Annotated in this window: 23 protein-coding genes; 9 read left to right on the forward strand and 14 right to left on the reverse strand. The window is 62.6% G+C overall.

Going from position 1 to position 24438, the window contains the following annotated elements:
• The first annotated feature begins 77 nt into the window (after positions 1 to 77).
• The 5 genes from RAD04_RS25905 to RAD04_RS25925 all read left to right on the forward strand — a co-directional run bounded on the left by RAD04_RS25905 (position 78) and on the right by RAD04_RS25925 (position 6188).
• Positions 78 to 1799 (forward strand): extracellular solute-binding protein, encoded by a 1722-nt coding sequence (locus tag RAD04_RS25905; protein WP_461626034.1) that lies wholly within the window; start codon positions 78 to 80, stop codon positions 1797 to 1799.
• 418 nt (positions 1800 to 2217) lie between these two features.
• Entirely contained in the window at positions 2218 to 2709 is a 492-nt protein-coding gene (locus RAD04_RS25910) for a nuclear transport factor 2 family protein (RefSeq protein ID WP_461626035.1), read from the forward strand.
• A 141-nt stretch (positions 2710 to 2850) separates the two neighbouring features.
• The gene (locus tag RAD04_RS25915; RefSeq protein WP_461626036.1) at positions 2851 to 4269 is read left to right on the forward strand and encodes an MFS transporter; all 1419 of its coding nucleotides are present in this window, start codon (positions 2851 to 2853) and stop codon (positions 4267 to 4269) included.
• Positions 4270 to 4320: 51 nt separating this feature from the next.
• The gene (locus tag RAD04_RS25920; protein ID WP_461626037.1) at positions 4321 to 5058 is read left to right on the forward strand and encodes an EthD domain-containing protein; all 738 of its coding nucleotides are present in this window, start codon (positions 4321 to 4323) and stop codon (positions 5056 to 5058) included.
• A 77-nt stretch (positions 5059 to 5135) separates the two neighbouring features.
• On the forward strand, positions 5136 to 6188 hold the full coding sequence (locus RAD04_RS25925; RefSeq protein WP_461626038.1) for an SMP-30/gluconolactonase/LRE family protein: 1053 nt from the start codon (positions 5136 to 5138) through the stop codon (positions 6186 to 6188).
• Between the two features lie 681 nt (positions 6189 to 6869).
• On the opposite strand, the gene RAD04_RS25930 is transcribed toward RAD04_RS25925, so the two are convergent.
• From RAD04_RS25930 to RAD04_RS25945, 4 genes are read right to left on the reverse strand one after another with little or no spacing between them, the layout of a single operon-like run.
• Positions 6870 to 8057, reverse strand: coding sequence for a M24 family metallopeptidase (locus tag RAD04_RS25930; RefSeq protein WP_461626039.1), 1188 nt, complete (start codon positions 8055 to 8057; stop codon positions 6870 to 6872).
• Between the two features lie 13 nt (positions 8058 to 8070).
• Positions 8071 to 9444: an MFS transporter gene (locus RAD04_RS25935; RefSeq protein WP_461626040.1), complete on the reverse strand. Its 1374-nt coding sequence runs from the start codon at positions 9442 to 9444 to the stop codon at positions 8071 to 8073.
• 34 nt (positions 9445 to 9478) lie between these two features.
• The gene (locus tag RAD04_RS25940; RefSeq protein WP_461626041.1) at positions 9479 to 10330 is read right to left on the reverse strand and encodes an alpha/beta fold hydrolase; all 852 of its coding nucleotides are present in this window, start codon (positions 10328 to 10330) and stop codon (positions 9479 to 9481) included.
• Between the two features lie 2 nt (positions 10331 to 10332).
• Entirely contained in the window at positions 10333 to 11955 is a 1623-nt protein-coding gene (locus RAD04_RS25945) for an FAD-dependent monooxygenase (protein ID WP_461626042.1), read from the reverse strand.
• A 107-nt stretch (positions 11956 to 12062) separates the two neighbouring features.
• On the opposite strand from RAD04_RS25945, the gene RAD04_RS25950 reads away from it, so the two are divergent.
• From RAD04_RS25950 to RAD04_RS25965, 4 genes are all read left to right on the forward strand, one after another.
• Positions 12063 to 12965, forward strand: a complete 903-nt coding sequence (locus RAD04_RS25950; protein WP_461626043.1) for a LysR family transcriptional regulator — start codon at positions 12063 to 12065, stop codon at positions 12963 to 12965.
• 258 nt (positions 12966 to 13223) lie between these two features.
• Positions 13224 to 13640, forward strand: a complete 417-nt coding sequence (locus RAD04_RS25955; protein WP_461626044.1) for a DUF6538 domain-containing protein — start codon at positions 13224 to 13226, stop codon at positions 13638 to 13640.
• Positions 13641 to 13670: 30 nt separating this feature from the next.
• The gene (locus RAD04_RS25960; RefSeq protein ID WP_461626045.1) at positions 13671 to 13847 is read left to right on the forward strand and encodes a hypothetical protein; all 177 of its coding nucleotides are present in this window, start codon (positions 13671 to 13673) and stop codon (positions 13845 to 13847) included.
• Positions 13848 to 13891: 44 nt separating this feature from the next.
• The gene (locus tag RAD04_RS25965; protein ID WP_461626046.1) at positions 13892 to 14800 is read left to right on the forward strand and encodes a site-specific integrase; all 909 of its coding nucleotides are present in this window, start codon (positions 13892 to 13894) and stop codon (positions 14798 to 14800) included.
• A gap of 369 nt (positions 14801 to 15169) precedes the next feature.
• Here RAD04_RS25965 and RAD04_RS25970 read toward each other — a convergent pair whose 3' ends face one another.
• The 10 genes from RAD04_RS25970 to RAD04_RS26015 are packed head-to-tail and all read right to left on the reverse strand — an operon-like array spanning position 15170 to position 24340.
• Entirely contained in the window at positions 15170 to 16498 is a 1329-nt protein-coding gene (locus RAD04_RS25970; RefSeq protein ID WP_461626047.1) for an amidase family protein, read from the reverse strand.
• 21 nt (positions 16499 to 16519) lie between these two features.
• Positions 16520 to 17203, reverse strand: a complete 684-nt coding sequence (locus tag RAD04_RS25975) for a DUF2848 domain-containing protein (protein WP_461626048.1) — start codon at positions 17201 to 17203, stop codon at positions 16520 to 16522.
• Positions 17187 to 17879 carry an ABC transporter ATP-binding protein gene (locus tag RAD04_RS25980; RefSeq protein WP_461626049.1) on the reverse strand — a complete coding sequence of 231 codons (693 nt, stop codon included), beginning with the start codon at positions 17877 to 17879 and terminating at the stop codon, positions 17187 to 17189. Before RAD04_RS25980 ends, RAD04_RS25975 begins: the two co-directional genes overlap by 17 nt.
• Complete coding sequence (locus RAD04_RS25985; protein WP_461626050.1) at positions 17879 to 18625, reverse strand: ABC transporter ATP-binding protein; 747 nt, start codon at positions 18623 to 18625, stop codon at positions 17879 to 17881. The genes RAD04_RS25980 and RAD04_RS25985 overlap by 1 nt, the downstream gene beginning before the upstream one ends.
• A complete protein-coding gene (locus RAD04_RS25990; RefSeq protein ID WP_461626051.1) occupies positions 18622 to 19545 on the reverse strand; it encodes a branched-chain amino acid ABC transporter permease in 924 nt (307 codons plus the stop codon). The genes RAD04_RS25985 and RAD04_RS25990 overlap by 4 nt, the downstream gene beginning before the upstream one ends.
• On the reverse strand, positions 19545 to 20444 hold the full coding sequence (locus tag RAD04_RS25995; protein ID WP_461626052.1) for a branched-chain amino acid ABC transporter permease: 900 nt from the start codon (positions 20442 to 20444) through the stop codon (positions 19545 to 19547). Before RAD04_RS25995 ends, RAD04_RS25990 begins: the two co-directional genes overlap by 1 nt.
• Positions 20445 to 20491: 47 nt before the next feature.
• Positions 20492 to 21880 (reverse strand): ABC transporter substrate-binding protein, encoded by a 1389-nt coding sequence (locus RAD04_RS26000; RefSeq protein ID WP_461626053.1) that lies wholly within the window; start codon positions 21878 to 21880, stop codon positions 20492 to 20494.
• Between the two features lie 53 nt (positions 21881 to 21933).
• Positions 21934 to 22314, reverse strand: a complete 381-nt coding sequence (locus RAD04_RS26005) for a cupin (protein ID WP_461626054.1) — start codon at positions 22312 to 22314, stop codon at positions 21934 to 21936.
• A 17-nt stretch (positions 22315 to 22331) separates the two neighbouring features.
• Complete coding sequence (locus RAD04_RS26010; protein WP_461626055.1) at positions 22332 to 23801, reverse strand: 4-hydroxyphenylacetate 3-hydroxylase family protein; 1470 nt, start codon at positions 23799 to 23801, stop codon at positions 22332 to 22334.
• Positions 23802 to 23821: 20 nt separating this feature from the next.
• The gene (locus RAD04_RS26015; RefSeq protein WP_461626056.1) at positions 23822 to 24340 is read right to left on the reverse strand and encodes a flavin reductase family protein; all 519 of its coding nucleotides are present in this window, start codon (positions 24338 to 24340) and stop codon (positions 23822 to 23824) included.
• Between the last annotated feature and the right edge of the window lie 98 nt (positions 24341 to 24438).

Raw genomic sequence — 24438 nt, forward strand, 5'->3', positions numbered from 1 at the left:
CACGTCGCACCGGCTTGCGGCAAACAAGAATTAGTCCATACTGGATAAAAATAAACTCAGTATGGATATTCTGCAGCATGAACGAAGGAGAGCTGCTGAGAGTCATCGGTTTCCTCGACCGGCTCCGCGAGCCGTTCGGCGAGCTATTTCCTGTTACCCAGCAGGATCCGACCTGGGCCATCGCCACCAGCCTGGTGACCGCGCAGCTGCGCGGCGAAATCCTGACCGTCTCCGCACTGGCCCAGGTCTCGGGCGTGCCTCACGCGACGGCGCTGCGCCGGATCAATGAGCTGATCGCGAGCGGCTGGATCATTCGGCTGCCACGCACGCGCACGGGCAAGAGCTTCACACTGCATCCAGGCGAGCCGATGATGGCCGCCTTCACTGGCTATGCTCGGCACATCAAATCCGTACTGGCGCAAACCGTCGGCGTGCGGTCGAGCGCCGAGAACGACGAGGATTTCAGCTTCGGCGTCAACCGCATCGACACCTTTCTCGCGCCGCCCCCTAGCATCATGCAGCGCACGATCGACAGCGGCCGGACTCTGCGCTTCCTGCTGCAGGACGATGCCTTCTTCGCTGCGATGCGCGACCTCTGGGCCGATTGGCGCAATAACCTGGCATCTCGCCGCGACTTCGATCTGCTGAAGCTAGACGACATGTATGAGCGCGCCGTGGCCAATGCCCAGCGTCCGGTCTCCGAATACGACGTCATCACCCTGAACGCGCCCTGGCTCGGCTCCTTCGCCGAGAGCGGACGAGTGCAATGCCTGGATACACATCTGCTGAATGTCGGCATCGACTCGCTGGACTTCGATCCGTCGGTCTGGGCGACCGGGCGATGGGCCAGCCGCCAGTACGGTGTGCCGATCGTCTCTTCGATCGAACTGTTTGCCGCGCGCACCGATCTGTTCGCCGAGAAATCGCTCAACTTCCCCCGGAGTTTCGACGAGGTGATCGCGGCGGGGCGGAAGCTGCACGCACCCGCTGAAGGCCGTTTCGGCATAACCTGGAACGGTGTGCGCGGCATGCCGATCGCGTCCAGCTTCATGTCACTGGTCGGCTGCTGTGGCGGCGCCGTGCTGGAGGGGCCACGTGGTCCCGCCACACACCGGGCGATCGACTGGAGTGCAGCCGAACTGATGCCGTCCCTGGACAGCGACGCCGCGCGCGCGGCGCTCGACTATATGCACCGGCTCTGCACCATTTCGCCGCCGGACGTGCTGGAGCTCAGTTGGGATCCCTCGGTCGAGCTGTTCCTGACCGGTCGCGCGGCGATGGCCTATGCTTGGTCCATGCGCGCGGTGCGCTTCGAGGCGGATATGCGCTCGCGGGTCAAGCGCCGCGTGCGCTACCTGCCACAGCCGGCGGGGCCGCGCGGCGGCAATATCACGCCGCTCGGCGGCTTCCTGCTGGCGATCCCGGCCAATCTGCCGTCTGACCGCGTCGAGGCCGCAGCGGCCGCGATTGGCAGGATGACCTCACGCGAATCGATCCAGAGCCAGATCGACAATGGCTTCCCTGTCCTGCCGCGCTTCAGCATGGCCGCCAATCCCGACACGACCGCAGCCTCCCCGATCGTGCGCGCCATTGATCAGATGGCTCGGCGCGGGCAGCTCCAGGCTTGGCAGCGCCCGGCGGTGCCGGGCTACATCGCCGTCGAAACGATCATTGGTGAGGAGGTACATGACGCTCTGACCGGTCGCAAATCCGACGCGGCGGCTCTGAGCGATGCGCAGCACCGCATCACGGCGGTGCTCAAGCGGGAGCGGCATCTGACCAACGTCAGGCGATCATGATCGCCGTGTCCCATCCGGCGGGATGTTGGGGACCTGGCTCGATGACTTCCATTCGCGAATCATCACACGAGATATCGCATCGCGGTCGTGTAGATGACCTCGGGAAGAGGCGACTTCGTCGTCGCCTTACTCCTGACATCTCACGAACCCGAAACTCGGCAGCGTTCCAGAACTGACCGGTCGCTGCGTGCAAAGGACGTCCGAAAGGACCGGCGTGCCAAAAGGACCGGCGTGCCACGCGATACGTTCGACGGCCCGGAGATCGACACGATATCTCTTATCCATCCGCCTCGCTGAAAAGTCCAAAACGGACAATTCCATTGTTGCGTTTCCCGCGGTGGACTGTTGTGCTCTCGCATGACGGACCAAGAGCTGTTGCAACGGGTCCGTGTCGCAACAATTAAATTGGAGTGGGGAAATGTCTCAAGACGATCTTGCGACGCTCAAGACGCGTGTCCAGGCATTGGAGGATCGAAACGCGATACTCGACACGCTGAAGCAGTACGGTCACGCCCTCGACTACGGTGACTTCGACCGGTTGATGGACTGCTTCACGGCCGACGCGGTGCGCGAGACGAGGCGACCGGATGGCTCGGTCAATCGATGGGAAGGCGTTGCTGGCACCAAAGATTTCGCGAGCCGCCATTCGCACGCTCCTGAAATTTTTCATAAGCACCTCGTCCTCAACAGCCTGATCGAATTGCATGGCGACACTGCAGATGTCGTGAGCTACATGTTCCGCTTCGATCCGCGCGACGGCGAACCGTCGTTCGTCTGGGGGATGGGGCGATATCTGGATACGCTGAGGCGAGATCCCGATGGCCGCTGGCGCATCATGCGGCGCATTTCCGAGATCGAAGATCAATGGCCTGGTCGATTTGTCTTGACCGGACATCAGGTGAAAGCCTGAGGCCCGCAAGAGCCTCGAGAACTGTTGATTTCAGCGATTCCCGGCCCTGTTCGCCAGCGGGCGCCGCAAGCTGCTGCCGTGTCCATTCCTGCATCACAGCGGGCTCTGTCCAGGCAGGGTGCTTACGTGCGGACACAGGCAGTGAATATCGACCTGCTGTCCAAGCAAAATCAGAACAACGATGAGGGAACGTCCATGATGCTTCAGGAAGCGAATACCTACTCGATCGCCGGGACGGCTGCCGTGGCGGCAGTCTCGGACGGCACACGCCATGCAAATTCGGATCGCCGCGAAGTGAGGCGCGTCATCATCTCCGGCTACCTCGGATGTGCAATTGAGTTCTACGACTTCCTCTTGTACAGCACTGCTTCTGCGCTCGTGTTCGGGCCGGTCTTCTTTGGCAATCTTTCGCCGCTGATGAGCACGGTTGCTGCCTACGCGACGTTTGCCGCTGGGTATTTGGCTCGGCCCTTGGGCGGCATCATCTTTGGCCACTTCGGCGACCGACTCGGGCGTAAGAGCATGCTCGTCATCACAATGTGGATGATGGGCATCGCTTCGACCTTGGTGGGTCTTCTGCCAACGCCGCAGACTATTGGCTGGGTGGCTCCTGCGCTGTTGCTGCTCATGCGCATCATCCAAGGCCTCGCGGTGGGCGGCGAGTACGGTGGAGCATTGATGATGGCCATCGAACACGGCGACCAGAAAAGGCGGGGCCTTTTTGCGTCGCTCATCCACATCGGTGCGCCGACTGGCACCTTGCTCTCAGCTCTCGCATTCGGGCTCGTCAAACTGCTACCCGAGGACCAGTTTCTGCAATGGGGATGGCGCGTGCCCTTCCTCTTTAGCGCTCTGTTGCTGGTCATCGGCGTCTACATCAGAAACCGGATCAGCGAGTCACCGCTTTTCCTCGAGGCTTTGAAGCGCGAAGGTGAAATGAGCCGATTTCCTCTCGCCCATCTGCTGCGCTTTGAGTGGAAGGCCGTTATTCTCGCTGTCGTCACGGCAGCAGGACCCCTTGCCGTCTTCATCGTTGGGGCAACCTTCACACAGACCTATATCCGGAATCTGGGGTTAGACTCGAGCATCGCGCTGTTCGCGCTCGCGTTCGCAAACGGTGTCAACCTCGTGTGGTTCCCGGTCTGCGCTCATCTCAGCGACAAGTATGGACGCAGGCCAGTGTTAATCACGGGCTTTTTGCTTTCGATTCTGCTGATTGGCCCCAACTTCTTCCTGGTCTCGACGGGTGATCCGATCCTGACTGTCCTCGCCTTCTGGCTTTTGGGTTCGTTCGCAGCAGGCCTGCTCTATGGACCCATGGGCGCCTTCCTGAGTGAGAAGTTCAGCACCAAGACCCGCTACACCGGCGCCTCCATCGGCTATCAGCTTGGCTCGACCTTGGGCGCTGGCCTCACCCCACTGATCGTGACTTGGATTTTCGCCTCTACGGGGGGAACCAGCGTTGTCGGAGTTGGTGCCTTCCTGGCAGTGTTCTGTCTCATCTCGATGCTTTGCGTCGTGCTGTCGCCAGAAACACGGCAGACCGACATCTCGCACTGACGCCGGTTGCGCATCAATTCAGTCCGACATCCGCTTCACCAGGGGAAAACGATGACATCATCCGAGCTGCGGCAGAAGCCATTGTATCTGCTGAAACGTAATCCGATGATCAACCAGGAGCAATTCGGCAAACATTGGTTCGAGGTCCACGCAGCGGTTCTCAAGTCGATCCCGGAATGGCCTCGGTTGCGCAGCGGTTACGTGCAGAATCATCTGATTGGTTCGGGTCTCCTGGGCCAATTGCCGTTCCCCTATGACGGGGTTGCGCAGGTCTACGTTCGTCCCGGCACCGAGGGTGGCCCGTCCTTCCCCGAGATGCCGGTATTCCAGGAGCGCGTGATCCCCGATGAGGAGGCTTTCCTAGATCGGAGCCGCGTTGTTGTTCTCAAGACACTCGAGCACGTGATTCTTCCGGGCGCTGGCGCCGTCAAAGTATTCATCTTCCACCACCGGCGTGCGGGTCTGTCGAAGCAGGATTTCAGCGACCGCTGGCGCACCACGCACAGGGATATCGTGCTGGCTGAGCAAGACTTCGCGCAGGGACTCCGCGGCTATCGGCAGGATCACACGATTCCAGGCGCAACGCGGTATCTGGCAGGCGGAGTCGTGCCTGCCGATGAGGAATTCGATGGTGCCTCCGAATTCTGGTTCGATTCATCCGAGGCGGCAAAAGCCGCCTTCAATGCGTCGGGCTACACGAGGGGAATTCGTGACAATGCATCCAACGTCTTCGATTTGAGGCGCGAGATTGCGTGCCTTGTCGACCCGCGTGTGATCCTTCCTGAATGAGCACCCCTCGCAGAAGTCTGGGTCCTACGGTCAAAGTCGGCCCAACCGCTCTCGCCCGTCGTGTCATGGAGAAGCGAATGACATCGCCGATGAATTTGGAAAAATCACGGAGCCCTTGGCGCTTGATTGCTACGACGGCCGTAGCAACTATGATCGGAATCACAATGGCCGCCGGCCAAACGGCGGCGCAGGTACAGGTCCCCGGTCCGATTGTGGCGTCAGGCGCCAAGCTCGAAAAGCTATTCGACGGAGGGTTCTGGACTGAAGGTCCTGCGGTTGGCCCCGACGGCAGGATTTATTTCTGCGACATAACCATGACGTTCGCGACCGGGATGGATGCCGGGAATATTTGGGTCTTCGATCCTGCCACCAACAAGACCTCCATCTTCCGTTCACCAAGTGGCATGGCCGCTGGGATTAAATTCGATCGCGAAGGACGAATGATCGTCGCGCAAGGCGCCGATTTTGGAGGCCGTTCTATCGTTCGCACGGACAGCAAGACCGGTCGAACAACGATAATCGCGGGGCTCTATAAAGGACGCCCTTTCAATGCACCGAACGACCTCGATATCGACGATCAGGGTCGTATCTACTTTACGGATCCCCGTTATTTTGGTCATGAACCGGTCGAGCAGCCGATTCAGGGAGTCTACCGCCTCGACACGGACGGCTCCGTCCATCTCATCCTTGCCGATGTTGCCAGGCCGAATGGTATTGTGATTTCGCCAAATCAAAAGACCTTGTACGTTGCCGAGCTCGATTCTTTAGTGTCCGACTTTCGCATCGACAAGGTCCCGCAGCGGAACGGCGCCATGCGACTATTGGCATATGACTTGGCCGCGGACGGGACGGCCAGCAATCAACGCGTTCTTGCTGACTACGGCGGAGAGATCGGCCCTGACGGCATTACCGTCGATGCACGGGGAAATGTCTACGCTGCGGTATCAGCGGCGAGTCGTCGCGGCGTGCTTGTCTACGCACCGAGCGGCGAGGAGATCGCGTACATTCCCGTGCCGGACGAACCCGCGGTGTCTAACGTCGCGCTTGCCAGTCGTGACGGCCGAACGTTTCTCTACATGACCGCGAAGAACAGTCTCTATCGGATCGAGACGTTGATCCCCGGTCGATGAGGTGAGCGGCATTCGATCTCGCGTTGCATCCAACCTCTTCTATATGAACCGCTCGATTGCATGTCTTGTCGACCCCGGGGTGATCCGCAAACTGCAAGACGTCCACGACGTGGGATGGTATCTTCCCGCCACTGCTAAGTCGTATTCGACTGCACAGATCGTGGCGCTTGTAGCTGGGTCCTCCGACACGCTCTTCGGCGCGCGGTTCAGGTTCGAATTCTGGCGACGCCCTCCGCGATCCTCTGATCCGCACAGTCGACGTGTACCAATGACAGGCATTGGGCTGCATTCGGCGCGATTGAGGAGACAAGCATTGGGGAATCGTAGTTTAGCGTACAAAATCGTGCGGCTGGCGGAGAGAGTGGCAGTCAACCCCCATGGAAAAATCAAGCATTTTCGACCTTCATAAACCAAAACCCACCGTTCGAGCTACGGCCCGAAATAGGATTTCGTCGCCGGCAAAAGCCTGTTCAGCCAATTGCCCATCATCGACAACAACACGATCAAGCGACAAGCGAAAGTCAAATTGCCGTCGCGCGCATGGAGCACACCCCCCAGAACCGGTTCGCGGGTCATGGCCGAACGCGAGAGCGGCGATCCCAAACGCGGCAAACAGCATTCCCGACCAGAAATCCTGGTCGGCAACATCCGCGTGAGCACCATGCCCCCAATTTCGAAAACTCAGGCTTTGCCCGCGATGTTCCATCCGCGTGCGATGTCGCCGGGTGCTTCCCAGCCATCCTCAGTGACGATCAGCGTATCCTCGAGCTTGATGTAGCCGCGCGAAGGATGGAGCATCGCGGTCTCGATCGAGATCACCATGCCGGGCTGCAACGGCCGATCGGCATCGTCGGGCGCATAAGGCACCGGCCCACGTCCAGTGAGCCGCGGCGCCTCGTGACTCACAAGGCCGATGCCGTGCGCCGTGTAGTCCAGCACATTGCCATGCGGCGCCCGGCGCACCGCTTCCTCGCCGGCGGCGATGATGTCGCCGCCGCGCGCACCGGGGCTGATCGCGCCGCGCGCTACCTGCTGGATCTCCTCGATTTCGTGCAGCAGGTCGTGCAATTCCGCGTCGGCATCGCCCACCACGCCCATGCGGCTGAGGTCGCCGATATAGCCTTTATAGTTGCCGCCGGAATCGAGCGAGATCACGTCGCCCGCCTTAAGGCGCTGATCGGAGGGTGCGCGGTTGTGGCTGTTGCCGGCCGCGATCAGGCAGTACTCGAATGCGAGGTCTCTCTCCTGCTCCTCGCGCCGCAGCCGATCGACGATATCGTGCTTGCTCATGCCCGGCGCGCAAATGTCGAAGGTCGCCGTCATCGCGTCCACCACGCGCTCGGAAGCTTCACGCACCAAGTCAAGTTCTGCCGCGGTCTTGACCGCGCGCAGCCGTTCCAGCACGAATTGCGCGTCCGCCAGCGACGCGCCGCCGACCTCTTTGCTCAGGAGATCCTTGGCATCCGACGGCAGGAAACTGGGTTCGAATCCGACGCGTTTCACGCCGGCGCTCAGCGCCTTGATGTGATCGATGGCGAGACGGATCGCGTCCGTGCTACCCCAGGAAACGGTTTTGACCGCGGGCGCCGCAATGCGACCGAGCTCCTTCTCGAATCCTTCCATGCGGTTGCCGATATAGAGCGCGTTCTCCGGACGCCCGCGCTGATAGACGTACACCGGCAAATAGCGGCTGACGCCGATCGCCTCCATCGCATCGAAGAAGAAAAAGCGATAGCCGCCGAGCAGATACTGAACGTTGTGACGGGATGTGACGACCAGCGCGTCGAGCCGCGCCTCGTGCATCAGCCGGTCGAGCTTTTCGGTATCGAACGGCGCGCGCGCCGTGATCCTCCTGTCCGCTACATTCATACCCTTGCTCCAATCATGCTTGCTGGGTCGTTGCGTGGTCGCGCACCGCCACCGTTTCGCGCGGTGCTACGGCCGGATCGCCGCTCTCTAGCGCCAGCGGCTTGCCATGGGTTTCGATACCAAGCAGGCTGAAGGCGAGCCCGATCGCGAGGCCGCAGGCGGCCAGGAACAGAAACGCCGGCGTGACGGCGTCGATGGTGGCCTTGGGCGTGATCAGATTCGACGCGCCGGCAATCAGCGCGAGGCAGAGCGGTCCCGAAATCTTTCCGACACCGTTGGCGGCCTGCGCCAGTCCCACGCCGCGCGCGCTTAGCCGCACCGGAAAGATCTCGGCGGAATACGGCGCGATATTGGAAAAACCGCCATCGAAGAACAACACAGCCGGGATCAACAGCACGACGAACGCCGGATAGCCAAAGATGATGCGGTCGAAGAACAGCGCCGCCGCGCCGAGCGAAAGCGCGATGCCATAGCCCATGATCTCACCGCAGCGCCGCCGCCCAAGCCATTGCGGTAGGAACGAGAACGCGGTACGGCCGAGCATACCGGTCAAGCTGACGAAGACGAAGAGATGGGCGGCCTGCATCGGCGACACGCCCATCAACAGCGCGACGATCGTGGGCCCCCACAGGAACACGCCGTAATTGGCCGTGCTCGCACCGAACCAGACGATCACCGTGAGCCAGAACAATTTTGGCTTGGCCAACAGATCGGCGAAGCTCGAGGCCGGCGACGGCACATGGTCTTCCGGCGCGATAGCCGGCTGCGGCAAATTATCCGGCCGAACGTTTAATGCCCGGCCGACGATGCGGCGCGCCTCGGCGTGACGCCCGCGCGATACCAGCCAGCGCACGGACTCCGGCATAACAACAGCGATCAGAATGGCCGGAGCCAGCGGCAAGAAACCCAGCGCTGCGAGGCCGCGCCAGCCGATTAACTGCAACAGCGTCGCGGCCGTGAGCGACGCCGCGAGGATTCCGAGCGAAACCGGAATCACCGTGACGCTGGTCAGGATCGTACGGTGCCGCGTCGGCGTATATTCGACGATCAGCGGCAGCGCGACCGCGGCTACAGCGCCGACGCCGAAACCGACGACGAAGCGCAGGCACGCGAACAGGATCCACGCGCCGTCCGGGATAATCGAGATGGAACCTGCGCCCAGCGCGCAAAGAACGACGCCTGCGACCGTTAACGTCTTGCGGCCGAAATGATCCGCCAGCGCGCCCCAGGCCAGCGATCCGACGATCGCGCCGACGCCGGCGCTGAGCAGCATGACCGAGGTCTGGCCGAACGTCAGGTGCCATTGCGGGGCCAACACCGCCACCAGGAAGCCCACGATGAAGAAGTCGAAAAAATCAAAGACGCTTGTCGTGACGGCGAGCGCCATGCTGACCCAATAACGGACATTGAGCGGCGCCGCGTCATAGAGCGTGACGAGATCCTCCCCTTTGGTCTCCATGGTCATCCTCCTCCATGTTTTGTCGTTGTGTTGTCTGTTCGCCTCGCAAAAATGCCCGTACCTCCGCCGCGACTGCGGCAGGATCTTGAATGGTCCCGATGTGGCCAATGCCGGCGATGGTCGCGGCCTTCGCGCCCGCGATCCCCTGCGCCAGCGACAGCGTATGCGCCGGCGGGATCAGACGGTCGGCACCGCCCGCAAGTACAATCGTTGGCGCTGATATCGCGCCGGGCTCGAACGCGATCGGCCGCGTCAGGATAGCGCCGCGGCGCTGCTTCTGGTCGGCATCGCGCGTGCTGCTGGTGAAGATCGCCAGCACCTCCGGATGCGCCGCGATGTAGTCGGGCGGCACAAAAAACTCGGCGAACTCGCGGACCGATTCCGGCATGCGGTCGCGCAGCGCCAAAAACGCCGGGAAGCCTTCCGGATTGATCGACATCACCGACGTACCTGGCCGGAAGGTGCTCGACAGCACCAGGCGATCGATGCGCCCGGCGTGACGTGCGGCCAGCACCTGCGCGATGACCCCGCCGAGCGAGGTGCCGAACACATGGGCGCGCTGATAGCCAAGCGCTGCGATCAGCGCGGCAGCATCGTCGGCGAGTTCCTCGAGACCGTAGGGCTGGGGCGGATTACGGGTCGCACCGGAATCGCGCTGGTCATAAGCGATCACGGTGAAACGCGGGGCCAGCAGCGCGGCGAAGGCATCGAACATCGAATGGTCGGCTTCGGCGCCATGCAGAAGGATCAGCGGCGGCCCCTCCCCGAGGCGCTTGAAGGCAATCGTGGTGCCGTTGGCTTCGATCGTATCCATGGTCAATGCAGCACGGTTTCGAGCGCGCCGGCCAATTCGCGCGCGGGATCGGACGGGATGTAGGGCATGCGCCAGGCGACATGGCCGTCCGGACGCACCAGCACCGCGCCGCGCGGTCCCATCTGAATGCCGTCCACGGGATGGGCGGGGGGCAGTTGCTGCAGATTGAGCTGCAGGCCGGTTTTTGCCGACACTTCGCGGCCGGCCTCAAGCCACGTCTCGCCTTGCGGGCCGGCAACAACGGTAAATTCCTTGTCGAACCAGTCGAGCGTCGATCGCTTCCGCGGCATGTCGAGCCAGAGATGGGGAAAACGTCCGCCCGGACGGTCGGACGGCCGGTAGACACGGGTCAGATGTCCGCCATGCGGCGTGCCGTCGGGGATCACCGCGCCCTCTTCATAGGTGAAGCCGAGCCCTTGGCCGATGCTGTGCAAATGGTTGTCGAGGTCGTTCACCCAGAAGCGGATGTGATCCTCGTTGCCGGAGCGGACGGCTTCGTCGATCCGCCGGAAGCGGATCATGTTGCCAAAACTGAAATCCGCGTTCGATTGCCCCACTGGCCGGCGTTCGAGGTCGTAGCTGTCGAGCAGCTTCTCCGACGCCCAACCGCGCAGCACATAGACGAGCTTCCAGGCCAGGTTGTGCGCGTCCTGAACGCCCGAGTTGAGGCCAAAACCGCCGGTCGGCGGAAAGCGATGCGCGGCATCGCCGACGAGAAAAACGCGGCTCTTGCGAAAACTCGCCGCGATCTGCTTGCTCATGCGCCAGACCGAGCGGTTGAGCAACGTCACTTCAAGATCGGGAACGCCGACATGGGCGCGGATAATCTCGATCATCTCGGCATCGGTCCAGGGCCGCGGCCGATCGTCCTTTTGCTCGCCGATCTGGATGATGGACAGCCACCGGTCGCGGCCGTTGGTGTTGAGAATGCCGGCACGTGGCGGCACGCCCGGCGTTTTTGAGTAGACCTGAAAGCCGGCAGCCTCGCGCGCCAATGGAAAACGCGAAAGATCGGCGCGCCAGTATTCGTTCTGCAGCACCGACAGGCAGGCCGGCCCCACCATGTCGATGCCGGCGGCTCGGCGTGTCTGGCTGCCGGCGCCGTCGCAGGCAAGTAGATACCGGGCGTGCCAATGTTCGCTGCGGCCGGTTTCAACCGAGCGGATCTCGCAGATGACACCGTCCTCGACTTCCTCGAAGCCGACGAATTCGGTCGAGAACTGCACCTGCACCCGGTTGGAATGCTCGATGACCCGGTAGATCTCCTCTTCCACCGCATCCTGTGCCACCACGCTTTTCCACGCCGGCGTCTGCCCGAGATTGGGCTCCGGGCGCGACCGGCTGATCTCGCGACCGGCGATGCTTTCAACCTGCACGAACATGTCGGAATCATCCTGCAGCCCGCGGTCGCGGATCGCCTGCTCAATCCCCCATTGCCGGAAGATCTCCATGGTGCGGACCCAGCAGCCGCGCGATTTCGGATGATCTGTCGTGGTCGGGCTCTTCTCGACGATGACGGCGTCGATCCCGAAGCGGTCGAGCAACAGCCCCATGGCGAGGCCAACCGGTCCGCCGCCAACAATAAATACTGACGTCCGGCGGGGTGTTTCCGCGGCGATGTCCATGCTCGTTTCCTCTCGATCTTCTCTTTGGCAGCAGACTGCCCGGTTTTTGGTATCTCACAAGAATATGTTTGATATGATCTCCATCTCAGACCGAGATGGAGGGTGGAATGGACCTGCGGCAGCTTCGCTATTTCGTGGCGGTGGCCGAGCGCGGCGGCTTCGGCGCCGCGGCCAGTGCCCTCAACGTCGCGCAGTCGGCGCTCAGCCGCCACGTCAAGGAACTCGAGCACGAATTGGGAGGCGCCTTGCTCGAGCGCGGCGCGCGCGGCGTCTCGGTGACCGAGTCCGGCAAGGTGCTGTTGGCGCGCGGGCGCTGGCTGCTCGGCGCCATAGATGACGTCAAGGCGGAGGTGCGCACGGAAAACCGCGAGCCCAGCGGCACGGTGCGGCTGGGAGCGCCCTCGAGCCTCGCCGACAACTTCTACGCGCCGCTCGCAAAGATATTCACCACGCGCTTTCCGCGCGTCCGGCTGGAGTTGAGCGAGGGCCTGACCGAGACGATGTGCGATCATCTGCTGCGCGCGGAGCTCGACCTCGCCATTGTCACCACGCCGCGACCCAACGACCATCTCGACTACGAAACGCTGGTGGTCGAGCCGGTCTTCTTGATCGGTCCGCCGCGTGATCCCAGGCTCAAGCGCGGCCGGCTGACACGCAAGGAGGTCAATGATCTGCCGACCGCCGTCGTACCACTCAGCCGCAACCCGTTCCCGCCAGACGTGCCGTTCTCCTTGCGGGTCGAGAACAGCACGCCGATGAAACAGATCGTGGGCTCGGGGCTTGGCTACGGGCTGTTGCCGTTCTCGGGGATTCACCAGGAAGTGGCGGCAGGCACGCTGTCGGCGGCTCTCTTGCCATGGATGCGCGCCGACCGCGTCCTCGCCCTGCCGCGCGGCCGGCCCGTTAGCCGCGCCACCCGCGAAGTCGTTGCAGCTTTAAAGGAGGTCTGCAGCAATCTTATCGACGACGGCAAGATCCTGACGATGCCGAGGCGCGCGAGATCCCGCTAAACCAAACCTATTCCTGGCTTCACGGGCCACTTCATCCGTTGGAGAAAGACGGGCCGTGAGACAGCGCACATCGCCCGACCAGCCGCCCCCATCGATCGTACGAAATCGTAGACGATCGCAGTATGGCGCACAAAATCGCGCAAATGGCGGAGAGAGTGGGACTCACCCCTATCCGGGCTCTGAAACCCCTTGTTTACAAGTTTAGCCTTCAAATCAAGCGGTTCTTGAACGGCCGGTGCTACACCGAGGTGCTCCACCATGCCGAGTTTCAAGATGCCTACCCCCGTTAAACGTCCGACCTCCGCAAATTATTGGATCCGCAAGAAGGTCCCAGCGGACCTTCGTCCTGTGGTCGGCAAGACCGAGATTTGGGCCACGCTCGGGACCAGTAACGAGCGGCAGGCCAATATCAGGATTGGCGCGGTCAACGCCTCCATCGAGGCTGAGTGGACCCGACTGCGAGCCGAAGCCACCCGCCTGACCGGTGCCGCCCCGCCGCTCGTCCCCGTCCCTTACAAGCTCTCCCATCAGGACCTCTATGCTTTGCGCCGGGAGGAGCATACTCGTATCCGCGATTGCTGGATGAAAGACCCGCCGACCGGTTTCGGCAAGCTTAGGATCACGCTGGGCCATGACGAGGAATCGCTCCAGCTCGATGCCATCGATCTGCTATAGCGCGGCGGCTACGATGTCTCGCCCGCCAACGTGGAACGACTCGTTCCGCTTCTGCTCAAGGCCAGGCAGGATGCCGCTGCGGACGTGGAGCATGCCCGGGTCGGCGACTACGACAAGGTCGCGGACCTGTCAAAAATCCCGGAGCGCGCCACCCCGGCGCTCGATTTCGTCGCCGGCTTCGAGAGTACGCCGCGAAGGGCGGCCTGAGAGGCGGCGCTGCGGGGCGCACCGCGACGCGCTGGCGCTCCAAGGTGCGGGAGTTCTGCGACTTCGTCGGCCACCGCGACCTCAAGAAGATGAAGACCTCCGACGGATACGACTGGGTCGACCATCTCATCGAGAGGGAAATCCCTCGCGACAGCATCCGAAAAGTCTGGATCGCGGCGCTGTCAGCAGCGGCAGGCTTCCTGGTCGAGCGGCGCAAACTCGATCAGAATCCGTTCCTCGGCATCCGCGTCCGCGACAAGGATGATTCGGAGGACGAGGAAGAGAAGCAGCAGGAGCAGCAGAGCGATCCGCCGCGGAAGGGTTTCACGCCTCAGGAAGCCAAACGCATCCTGACGGCCACGCTCGTCGCGCCGAGCGAGTTCATTTCGACCGAGATGGCGATGGCCCGCCGTTGGGTCCCTTGGCTGTGCGCCTACTCGGGGGCCCGGGTCAACGAACTGACGAGCCTCCGGCCGGAGGACATCAAGCCGTACGGCATCAACAAGTGGGCGATGAAGATCAAGCCGTCGCTTGAGAAGACGAAGACTTGGCGCGTGGTGCCGATCCATTCGCACATCATTGAACAAGGAGACGAGGGACGGCACTTCCTCGACTACGTGGAGACCCGCGCCAAGCTGAAGAAGCCGTTGTTCTACGATCCGGAGCGCCGACGCGGCGGAACGGTGAGACACCCGCAATTTCACAAGGTAGCGGAGCGGATCGGCGAATGGGTGCACGGGCCCGGAATCAACATTCCGTACGACGTGAAGCCGAATCATGGCTGGCGCCATCTCTTCAAGAGCGTGGCGCGGCACGTCGGGATGGACTGCGAGGTCGAAGGATTATTCATCACCGGCCACCGTCCCAAGGATTCGAACGCAGGCAACGACTACGGAGATCCCTGGATCGAGACGATGGCGGCGGAGATCCACGCTTCGAGATCGACGCCCTGAACCATCCGCCGGCGCCGCACAAGCGGCGTCGACGCACGAATTTCGACGTCGCGGTCGCGAAAGCCGCGAAGGAAAAGCGCAAGGTGGCGCGCGAGAGGCGAGTTCCGGGTCCACTGGATGATCCAGCCGAAGGAGGGTGAGAAAGTGGGACTCTCTTCCCCTTCACCGTCGTTGCGCGAAAACCCGCGGAAAACAAGGATTCCCAAAAAGCCCAGTCGGATATTGTGACCACGGCTGTGTACCACCGATTCGGGCTGGCGGGCGGTCAACCTCGAGCGATTTCGAGGCGTCCCGATACAGTCCATTCAAACCGGGATAGAGAAGCGGAAGGCATTTGGCGGCCGGAGCTGCCTCAGTAGCTCGCATTGGCTAGGCAGTATGCAGGGGTCCTCGCAGCAGCGCTTCTACACTGGCTGCGATCTCGAACAAGCGCCGGTCGGCGTTTCTACGACCGATGAGCATCAGGCCGACGGGAAGACCATCGACCGGCAACGGCAGCGAAATCGACGGGCAGTCGAGCAAGTTGGCGATGCGTGGATTGCGCAGTACGAGGCCATTGAGATCGTGGAATGCCGCATCCTCCGCAACGGAGGAAAGAAGCGGCGCCCGGATGGGCGTCGTCGGCAGGACGAACACCTCATTGTTGCCGAAACACTGTTCGAACGACCGGATCGCCACCTCCCGAAGCCGCATCATGCGCACATAGTCCGTGGCGAGAATGCCTGCGCAGGCCTCGATGCGGACGCGCGTTCGAGGATCGACCCCATCCAACGCCGAGATGCCTAAACTGCGCAGCGTTGCTCCGACCTCGATCGACGGGAAGGTTCCGATCTTGTCGATTTGGGCGAGATCGTCGAGAGCGGCCTCGATGGTCCCCTCCTTGATCTGCAAGCCGCCGGATCGAAGCCGCTCCATGGCCTTCTCGAACGCAGCGAGTACCTCGGGTTCGCATCGATCGAACAAGCGTCCGCGGGCAACGTTCAGGCGGAACGTGCCCGGGGATGCGGGCCGTAGCGGCGACGGCGTGCCTTCACCTGAAAGTATCTGATCAGCCACGAAGCAATCTGTGACATTCGCGGCGATCGGGCCGATCGTATCGAGGCTCGAGGATAACGAGAACGCACCGGTGGTCGGCACGAAGCCGCTGGTCGGCTTGAAACCGACAGCGCCCGACAGCGCGGCCGGAATTCGCAGGGAGCCCCCGGTATCGCTGCCGATGGCGATGTCGGCCATGCCTGCGATCACCGACACCGCCGCGCCCGATGATGAACCTCCCGGAACGCGGGCACGATCTCGCGGATTGCCTGGCGTACCATCATGCGGGTTCGTACCAAGCGCGGAGAAGGCAAACTCCGTCATCTGGGTCTTGCCGACGACGATGGCGCCCGCAGCCCGCAACCGTTTCACGACTTCAGCATCTTCGCTGGCCGGCGGCAGACGGCGCAGGACGGCGGACCCGGGGTTCGTGACCGTTCCGGCAACGTCGAACAACGCTTTCACCGAGACGATGCGGCCATCGAGCGGGCCGCGGGACGCTCCAGCAGCGGCGCGCCGATCCGCGGCCTCGGCCTCCCACCGGGAGCTGTCGGCAAACACTGCCGTGAAGACATCCTTCGCTTCCGGCGAACGGATCCGCGCAAGTGCCGCCTCCAGCCGCGCGGCGGCCGAAGGGTGCGATGAATCCCTTGTTGCTGTCATGACACCCGCTTAGGGAAAAGATCAGGAGACGACTGGCAGGACGTCGATGTCGTAGCCATGGGTCAGGGATCGGTTAAGGACCGGATCCTCCAGCTCCATCTCGAAACGTGTCCCAGGCCGAATGCCACCGATTGCGCCCGGGGTTCCGCAGAACATCAGCGTGCCGGCCGGCAGCATGTCCGTGCCGGTGTAGCGACGAATGAGATCGCGCGGCGTCCTGAGCGAGGACACCGGGCTGTCCTGGTAGAGCACCCGTTTTCCGTCGATCGTCGCCCACGAACGAAGGACCAGCTCGTCCCAATGACCCTCGACATCTGCATAAGACCAGAGCTGTGGGCCGACCGGCTTGCCGCACAGCTGCTTCGAAAGTGCGATGCCCGACGCTTCCGCCTTGCGGTCGGTATGATCGGATCCGATCCCAACCCAGAGCCCGTCAGCCATCGCGACAATAACGGGCTCAACCTCGCCGGAACTGTCCGGGCCAAGGACGGTCAGGCTGCTATCCTGGGTCAATGTTTGCGCGGCGATGCGATAGTAGAGCGGTGTGGTCGAGGGGCGCGGGATGTCGAGCGCAGCGAGCTCCTCGATATGGTGCTCGATCGCCGCCGCATCCCTGCCCGCCCAGCCAGCGATGACGAGGGAGTCGATCTTGATCCCGACACGGTCAGTCCGGTCCTTCGCGAGGCGTTCAAATTGCAGCAACATGGAATTCCCTATCCTTGCTGGATGTGGTCAGGATTTCGCCACGCTCGATCTGCAGCGTTGTGTCGGCGATGCGGTCGAGCAGCGCGGGCGACGATTCGGTAATCAGCATGGCAAGCTCTGGCCGGTGCTTGCGCAGCTCGCCGAGCGTCCGCGCATAGTCGAGCGCGAGGGCCGGCGCCAGACCCTGGAAGGGCTCGTCGAGCAACAGCACCTTGCCTGCCACCGTCAGCGCCCGCCCCAGCGCCACCATCTTGCCCTGCCCTCCAGAAACGCCGCCGGCAGGCCGGGACCGCATCACCCGCAATTCGGGCAACAGCTGGTAGATCTCGTCCAGCCTGCGCGCGATCTCGGTTCGGTCGAGCTTCAGCGCCAGCGTCGGAAGGCGGATGTTCTCCTCCACGCTCAGCTCCGGAATGAGGCGTCGGTCCTCCGGCGCATAACCAATCCCGGCACGGGCGCGGGTATGGGCAGGCCTGCTGCCGAGATCATCGGCATCGAGACGGACCGATCCCTCGTCAAGCGCGATGAGGCCCATGATTGCACGAAGGGTCGTGGTCTTGCCGGCGCCGTTGCGCCCGATCAACACCGTCGTCTTGCGCGCGCTGATCTCGCAACTGACGCCGCGCAGCACACGGACGCCCCCGATCGAGACGTTGACCTTGTCGAGCCTGAGCATCAGGCCACCCCTACGACGCGTTGGCGCACTTGTGCATTGCTGAACACCTCGTCGGGGCGTCCCTCGGCCATGATGTTGCCGGCGTTCCACACCAGGACGCGGCTCGCGTAGCGCGCGACCACGTCCATGTCGTGCTCCACGAACAGTGCGGTGATGCGGCGCTGGCGCAGAGCGCTCATGAGCGCCTCCATGAGCGGGAACCGTTCGAGGGCGCTCACCCCGCTGGTCGGCTCATCGAGCAGGAGCAGTCGGGGCTTGAGCGCCAGCGCAACCGCGATATCCAGCAGCTTGCGATGGCCTTCCGGAAGCGTGCTGCTGATCCTGTCGGCATCCCCGGCGAGCCCGACCAGGTCGAGCAATTCGCAGGCCTCTTCGCGCCGTCTCGCCGTTTCGAGCGGCCGGACCGCGCTCCAGAGACCATCCGTTGCCGCCAGTGCCAGCATCATGTTGTCGATCACGCGCTGTGCCGAAAACAGCTGCGGGATCTGGAACGCGCGGGCGACGCCACGGCGCGCGATGGCACGCGGCGACAGGTGGGTGATGTCGTGGCCGTCGAACAGCACGCTGCCGGATCTCGGACGGATGTAGCCCGTGCAAATGTTGAGCAGCGTCGTCTTGCCCGAGCCATTCGGACCGATGATCGCGAGAAACTCGCCGTCGTGGATCGCGATACTGACGTCGTCAGCGGCCTTGACGCCGTTGAATGCGACGTGGAGGCCTTTTGCCTCCAGGATGGGACGCGTCATAGGCTCGTCGCCTCCTTGCGCGCAAACAATCCATAGATCCCCTGCGGCATGAACATGATCACGATGATCAGCGTCATGCCCACAATCAAATTCCAGGAATCGGTGACGGTGACTGCGGCGCTGTGCAGCAATTCCAGGAACAGGGCACCGATGAACGCGCCCGGCACGCCACCGATGCCGCCGAGCACGGCGATCAGCACGAGATGACCCGATGCGGTCCAGAACGCGAACTCCGGAACCACCCGGCCGATCGCAAAGCCGGCAATCGCACCGCCAAGACCGGCAAGCGCCGCCGAGACGACATAGGCCATCAGCAGAACCGCCCAGACCGGAATGCCCAGATATTCAAGCCGGATCTCATTGGTATGGACGGCCGAGAGCGCATGACCGAGCGGGCTGTTCAGGTAGCGCTGCACGGCAAGACCGACGAGCACCATCAGCCCCAGGCTGAGATAGAACAGCACACTCTTGAAGGCCGGTTCGCCAAGGACGACGCCAAACACAGCCGGGACCGGCACGGGCATGCCATCGGTCCCGCCGGTGACGCCATAGAGCTTGGCGCACAACGCGTAGAACACCATGGAGACCGCAAGATTCAGCATCGCAAAGAAGATTGCGCGGTAGCGGACGAGAAACGATCCGGCGACGGCGCCCACGAGTGCCCCGCCCAGCATCGACAGGATCAGCATCAGCCCGAGATCGTTGACCCCGGCCCGCGCCAGGAACGCGACCGCATAGGCGCTCGCGGCAAAGAACATCGCGTGACCGATCGAGATCAACCCGGCGCGAAGCAACACGGCGACGCCAAGTGCCGCAAAGCCCTTGGCGATCGCAAGAGTCAGCACGAATTGGAGCCAGGGCGCGGCCACGGGCAGCAGCGCAAGGACGAGGACCGCCGCAGTGGCAACAATCGTTGGCATCATATCCTCCGCGCCGTCACCGATCCGAACAGGCCGTAGGGACGGATCAGGAGAACGACAAGCATGGCTGCATAGGGCGCGACGGCATCCAGCGACGGCGCCAGATAGATCGCGAGCACACGCGCCAGGCCGACGATCAGCGAGGCCAATGCAGCCCCCTCGATCTGTCCCAGCCCTCCGATCGCCGCGACCGCAAAGGCGAGCACCATGGTCTCGGCGCCGAGACCGGGCGCGATGCCTGACGTAGGAGTCGCCAGCGCGCCGCCCAATGCGGCGAGGAACACGCCAAGCGAAAACGCCAGAATGAAGATCCGGTTGGTATCGATGCCGATCGACTGCGCCATCTCGCGGTCGGTCACCACGGCCGTGATCAGGCGTCCCAGCCGGGTGTGGTTGATCAGGAGCCTCAGGCCGATCACGACCAGGAGGGCCATCCCGATCAGCAGGATCTGGTAGTTGAGATAGACGACGCCCCCGATTGAAGTGGTGCCGAGCAGTCGCATCGGCGCGTCTTCGTAGAAGGATTGCACGCCGAAGATCACACGCTGAAGGTCTTCGAGAATGAGGAACAATCCGAACGTGATCAGGATCTGCACCGCCTCCGATTTGCCGTAGGTCCAGCGGACCAGCCCGCGCTCGATCAACGGGCCGAAGATCGCCGCCACGCACACGGCGCTGAGCAGGAGCGCCAGGAACGACAAATACGGGTTGAGCTGTCGGCTCGCGATGAACAGGCAAATGGAGGCCGCGACATAGCCGCCGATCGAATAGAGGCTGCCATGGGCGACGTTGAGGACACGCAGCACGCTGAACACCAGCGTCAGGCCGACCGCCGCGAAGAAGATCAACGCGGCGCTCGCCAGACTGTCCAGCAGCAGGGGGGTGATTGCATTCAACATCGGCTTCCGCCTTCCGTGACTGGAATCAAGGTGAACGTCATCCCGCTCTATTTGTAGCTGCCCGGCTTCGGCAGGCTCTTGGCAAACTCGGGCTTGAGCGTCGCAATCCAGGCGAGCGGATCCTGGCCGGCCTGCGGCATCAGTCTCTCGCCCTTATAACGGACCATGTCGCCGATCACGGGAAACTGCTGCGCTGACGTCTTCACGGTCACGCCGACGATCTGGTCGACGAGGCCGTCATTGTCGGAGCGCGTCTGCGCGGTGCCGGTCAAGGTTTCGACCTTGCTGCCCTTCATGGCGGCGGCGAGCTCGGCACGCGTCGGCCATTTGCCGCCGTTCTTCTGCATCGCGGCCTCATAGGCCGCCTTCACGTAGATCAGCGCATTGGCCATCTTGATCGACGGGAACACTGGATACTCACTGAAGCGCGCCTTGTAGGCTTCGGCAAACCTCACCATCTCCGGCTTAGCCTTCGCATCCGGCGACATCCACCAGCCGTCGCCGAGAACACCAACGATCACGCCGTCAGGCAGCGGCACGCGCTGCAGCACTGTCTCGCCGAGTGCCAGGATGACCTGACTGGAGGTGAAGATTCCACGCGGTGCGGCCTGGCGAACGAAGTTCTCGAGGTCGGCGCCCCAGAGATTTGAGAAGACGACGTCCGGACGCGCGGTGGCAAGGCGCGAGATCTCGGTCTGATAGTTCGGCGAACCAAGCTTCGGATAGAGTTCGGCGACGATCTCGACGTCTGGCTTGAGGGCCTTCAACGCCGCGGTGAAGATCTTGGCCGCGTCATGACCGAAGGCATAGTCCGGATTGATGATCGCCACCGTCTTCACGTCGGGTTTGCGGTCTAGCAGGTAGATCGCGTAGGCGATGAATTCGGGCACGGTGTTGCCGTTTGGGCGGAACACATATTTGCTTTTGCCTTCGATCAGCAATTGATGGGTATCGCAGTTCCAGCCCACGGTCGGGACCTCCAGCTGCTCGGCGAGCGGCGCCAGCGCCAGGCAATTCGCGCTCGACAAGGCGGCGACCATGACCTGGTTCTTCGCGTCCCCGGCGAGCCGGCGATACTCCGCGATCACGCCTTGCGCGCCCTGCGCCTCATCGACATAAGTCGCGCTGACCGGCACGCCCCCGATGCCGCCCTTTGCATTGATCTCGTCGATCATGAGGTCGGCGGCGTTCTTGCCCGGCATGCCGTAGGCTGCGGCAGGACCTGATGTGAACGTGAAGATGCCCAGTCCCAATGCGCTCGGCTTGTCCTGCGCCGTGGCAGGCGTGACGGCGACGACACCGAGCGCGAGTGCCCCGGCAAGTCCATCCACCATCCATCGGACATTCCCCTGCGGCAGGCCGCAATCCAGCCTGAAGAGCCGTTCAAGCGACGACAGGCAACGCGCAACTACGACAGAGATACCTTTGGACGGCATGACTTCTCTTCCCCCTGTGCTGGTCGAATGATGTTGTGCGGAAGCGATCCGGATCAGACCGGATCGAAATAGTGCATCTCGAGAAGCAGACAGCCGTTGACCGACTTGAACGGGCCATGCGGCGCGTGTGGCGGCCGGCAGGCATAGGTGTTCGGCGGGAAGCTTTTGCCGCCCTCGCCCTTCGCATCGTTACCGACGATCAAATCGCCCGAGACCAGATAAACTTCTTCCCAATATTCGTGGGAGAACGGCGCGGTGGTGTAGACGCCGGGCGCAAAGCGGAGCAGCCGCGTCCGCGTTCCGCGCCGGTTTTCCTCATCTAGCCCGCCTGCGATGATCTTCTGCTGGATGCCGGCCGGATATCCCGCAGGCACTTCCCAGCCGCTGGTCATGTCGAGCGTGTAGAATTCGTCGTGCTTCTTGTTGACGGGCATGAATTGTCTCCTTCGGATCAGGCGGCTTTGCTGGCGGTCGAGACGCCGTTGAGGTCGTAGGAATCGAGCATGGTCTGCACCAACCGGTCGGCGTCGGCCCAGTCGTAGGTGCGATAGGAGTGGCCCTTGGTGACGAAGGTCGCGCCGGCGTAGAACATCTCGTATTGCTGGTGGCGCGAGCCAAACTCGGAGCCCACGGCATCCCAGGCGAGCTTGTAGAACTTCACGCGGTCATGCGAACTGGCCTTCGGCGACTGCTGGGTCTTGCCGATCAGGGCCGCGATCTCAGGGTTGTCGAAATCCGCAACCGACGACGGCAGCATGATCATGCCACCGCCGGCGAGCTCCCGAAGCGTATTAACGACGTGGGCGTAGAGCTGCTGCGTCAGCACCTGCGCGGAGTAGAGCGTGTGCCGGTCCGGGATGAAATAGGGACCGACCTGCGTGCCCTTGGCCTCCATCGCAGCCACCAGCGCGTCGACCATGCCGGTCTCGGCCGCGAGCTGGCCGAGCATTTCGCGCACTTGCGGGAATTGGGTGACGCCGTTCATGTCGGCGGTGCGATGCGCAAGGCCGGTCAGAAACTTGAGCTTCACGCTCAGGCGCACCATCGCCTGGTAATTCTGGTAGACGTGGCAAGGCGTGGCGTGGAACTGCTTCTGGCACATCTCGACATTGCCTTCGATGAAGACACGGTCCCACGGCACCTTCACGTCATCAAAATAGAGAACGGAGTCGTTCTCGTCGAAACGGCTCGACAAGGGATTGTCGAACACTGCGCCGGCGGCATCCTCGTAGGATTTCCGCGACAGCATCTTCAGGCCCTTGGTGTTCATCGGAATGGCGAAGGACATCGCATAACGCTCTTCGCCTGGACGCATCGGCTGGATGGTGGTGACGAAGACCTCATCGGCAACCACACCGCCGGTGGCGAGCATCTTGGCGCCGCGAATCGTGATCCCTTCTGCGTCGCGATCGACGACGCCGGCGGTGAGGAACGGATCGGCCTGTTCGGCAGCACCCTTCGAGCGATCGGCCTGCGGATTGATGATGACGTAGGTGAGATAGAGATCCTTGTCGCGGGCGTAGCGGTAGTAGCTCTCGAGCGCGCCGGCGCGGACGGGATCATAGGCCTTGAAGACGTCGAGCCCCATATAGAGCCCGGAAATACAGGACGCCACGTGGTCCGGCGCCCGGCCCATGAAGCCGGCATGCAGCGAGGCCCACGCCTCCAACGCCTTTCGCCGCATCACGAGCTCGGCGTAGGAGGACGGAAGCTGCCAGATACGGTTGGCGCGACCTACGTCCGTATCGAACGTCATCAGCTCCGCGTTCTCCCGCGCGCTCGCGAAGTCGAACAGACCCGCCATGGAAGTGGCCAGATTGCGGAAGGCATGGTGTGTCGCGACATCGCCGACCGAGGCGCCGTTGATGTAGATGGTCCGACCGTCTTTCAGGCCCGACAGATATTCCTTTGCGCTACGCATCGCAGGTCTCCGGTTCAACGCTAGTAATGAATGGGAAGCGGCCAGGTCGGCTCGCGCTGGGTTTCGTCGATGAGATCGCGGTATCGACCGCGGAAGAAGATCAGCGGGGCGGCGGCCTCGGCGCGGCTCGCGTGCCTGATGACCCTGATGACGAAGATGAGGTGGTCACCGCCCTCGTAAATCGCGTACGGCTCGCACTCGAAGTGCGCCATCGCGCCCGAGATCAGAGGCGCCTCGGCATGGCCGACCGACGTCTTCACCTGGTCCCATTTGTTGGAGAGAGCGCGCGCAAACTGGTTGGAGATATTCTCCTGGTCGCGCGCCAGGATGTTGACGGCAAAACCTTTGGCCTCGAGCATCGCAGGCAGGCTGCGCGCCTTGCGATCGACGCTGAAGAGAACCAGCGGCGGATCGAGCGACACGGAGTTGAACGAGCTCATGGTCATGCCGATGAGCTCTTCGCCGCTCCCGCGCGCGGTCACCACCGCAACGCCGGTGGCGAACTCTCCTAGGGCACGCCTGAATGCACGATCCTCCATGGACACCGCCTCGTCGCTCGGCCCTGATTTATAATTCTCAACTAGCTTTCTGGCAAAGCTATTTTGAAATGTCAATACCCTTGCTGAGTGAGCGCATG

This window comes from Bradyrhizobium sp. 25ACV (genome assembly GCF_054863005.1).

Bases quoted from the DNA above. Each gene is read 5' to 3' on its own strand.
- RAD04_RS25905 (WP_461626034.1), top strand. From the start codon at position 78: ATGAACGAAGGAGAGCTGCTGAGAGTCATCGGTTTCCTCGACCGGCTC.
- RAD04_RS25910 (WP_461626035.1), top strand. From the start codon at position 2,218: ATGTCTCAAGACGATCTTGCGACGCTCAAGACGCGTGTCCAGGCATTG.
- RAD04_RS25920 (WP_461626037.1), top strand. From the start codon at position 4,321: ATGACATCATCCGAGCTGCGGCAGAAGCCATTGTATCTGCTGAAACGT.
- RAD04_RS25925 (WP_461626038.1), top strand. From the start codon at position 5,136: ATGACATCGCCGATGAATTTGGAAAAATCACGGAGCCCTTGGCGCTTG.
- RAD04_RS25930 (WP_461626039.1), bottom strand. From the start codon at position 8,057: ATGAATGTAGCGGACAGGAGGATCACGGCGCGCGCGCCGTTCGATACC.
- RAD04_RS25935 (WP_461626040.1), bottom strand. From the start codon at position 9,444: ATGGCGCTCGCCGTCACGACAAGCGTCTTTGATTTTTTCGACTTCTTC.
- RAD04_RS25940 (WP_461626041.1), bottom strand. From the start codon at position 10,330: ATGGATACGATCGAAGCCAACGGCACCACGATTGCCTTCAAGCGCCTC.
- RAD04_RS25945 (WP_461626042.1), bottom strand. From the start codon at position 11,955: ATGGACATCGCCGCGGAAACACCCCGCCGGACGTCAGTATTTATTGTT.
- RAD04_RS25950 (WP_461626043.1), top strand. From the start codon at position 12,063: ATGGACCTGCGGCAGCTTCGCTATTTCGTGGCGGTGGCCGAGCGCGGC.
- RAD04_RS25955 (WP_461626044.1), top strand. From the start codon at position 13,224: ATGCCGAGTTTCAAGATGCCTACCCCCGTTAAACGTCCGACCTCCGCA.
- RAD04_RS25970 (WP_461626047.1), bottom strand. From the start codon at position 16,498: ATGACAGCAACAAGGGATTCATCGCACCCTTCGGCCGCCGCGCGGCTG.
- RAD04_RS25975 (WP_461626048.1), bottom strand. From the start codon at position 17,203: ATGTTGCTGCAATTTGAACGCCTCGCGAAGGACCGGACTGACCGTGTC.
- RAD04_RS25980 (WP_461626049.1), bottom strand. From the start codon at position 17,879: ATGCTCAGGCTCGACAAGGTCAACGTCTCGATCGGGGGCGTCCGTGTG.
- RAD04_RS25985 (WP_461626050.1), bottom strand. From the start codon at position 18,625: ATGACGCGTCCCATCCTGGAGGCAAAAGGCCTCCACGTCGCATTCAAC.
- RAD04_RS25990 (WP_461626051.1), bottom strand. From the start codon at position 19,545: ATGCCAACGATTGTTGCCACTGCGGCGGTCCTCGTCCTTGCGCTGCTG.
- RAD04_RS25995 (WP_461626052.1), bottom strand. From the start codon at position 20,444: ATGTTGAATGCAATCACCCCCCTGCTGCTGGACAGTCTGGCGAGCGCC.
- RAD04_RS26000 (WP_461626053.1), bottom strand. From the start codon at position 21,880: ATGCCGTCCAAAGGTATCTCTGTCGTAGTTGCGCGTTGCCTGTCGTCG.
- RAD04_RS26005 (WP_461626054.1), bottom strand. From the start codon at position 22,314: ATGCCCGTCAACAAGAAGCACGACGAATTCTACACGCTCGACATGACC.
- RAD04_RS26010 (WP_461626055.1), bottom strand. From the start codon at position 23,801: ATGCGTAGCGCAAAGGAATATCTGTCGGGCCTGAAAGACGGTCGGACC.
- RAD04_RS26015 (WP_461626056.1), bottom strand. From the start codon at position 24,340: ATGGAGGATCGTGCATTCAGGCGTGCCCTAGGAGAGTTCGCCACCGGC.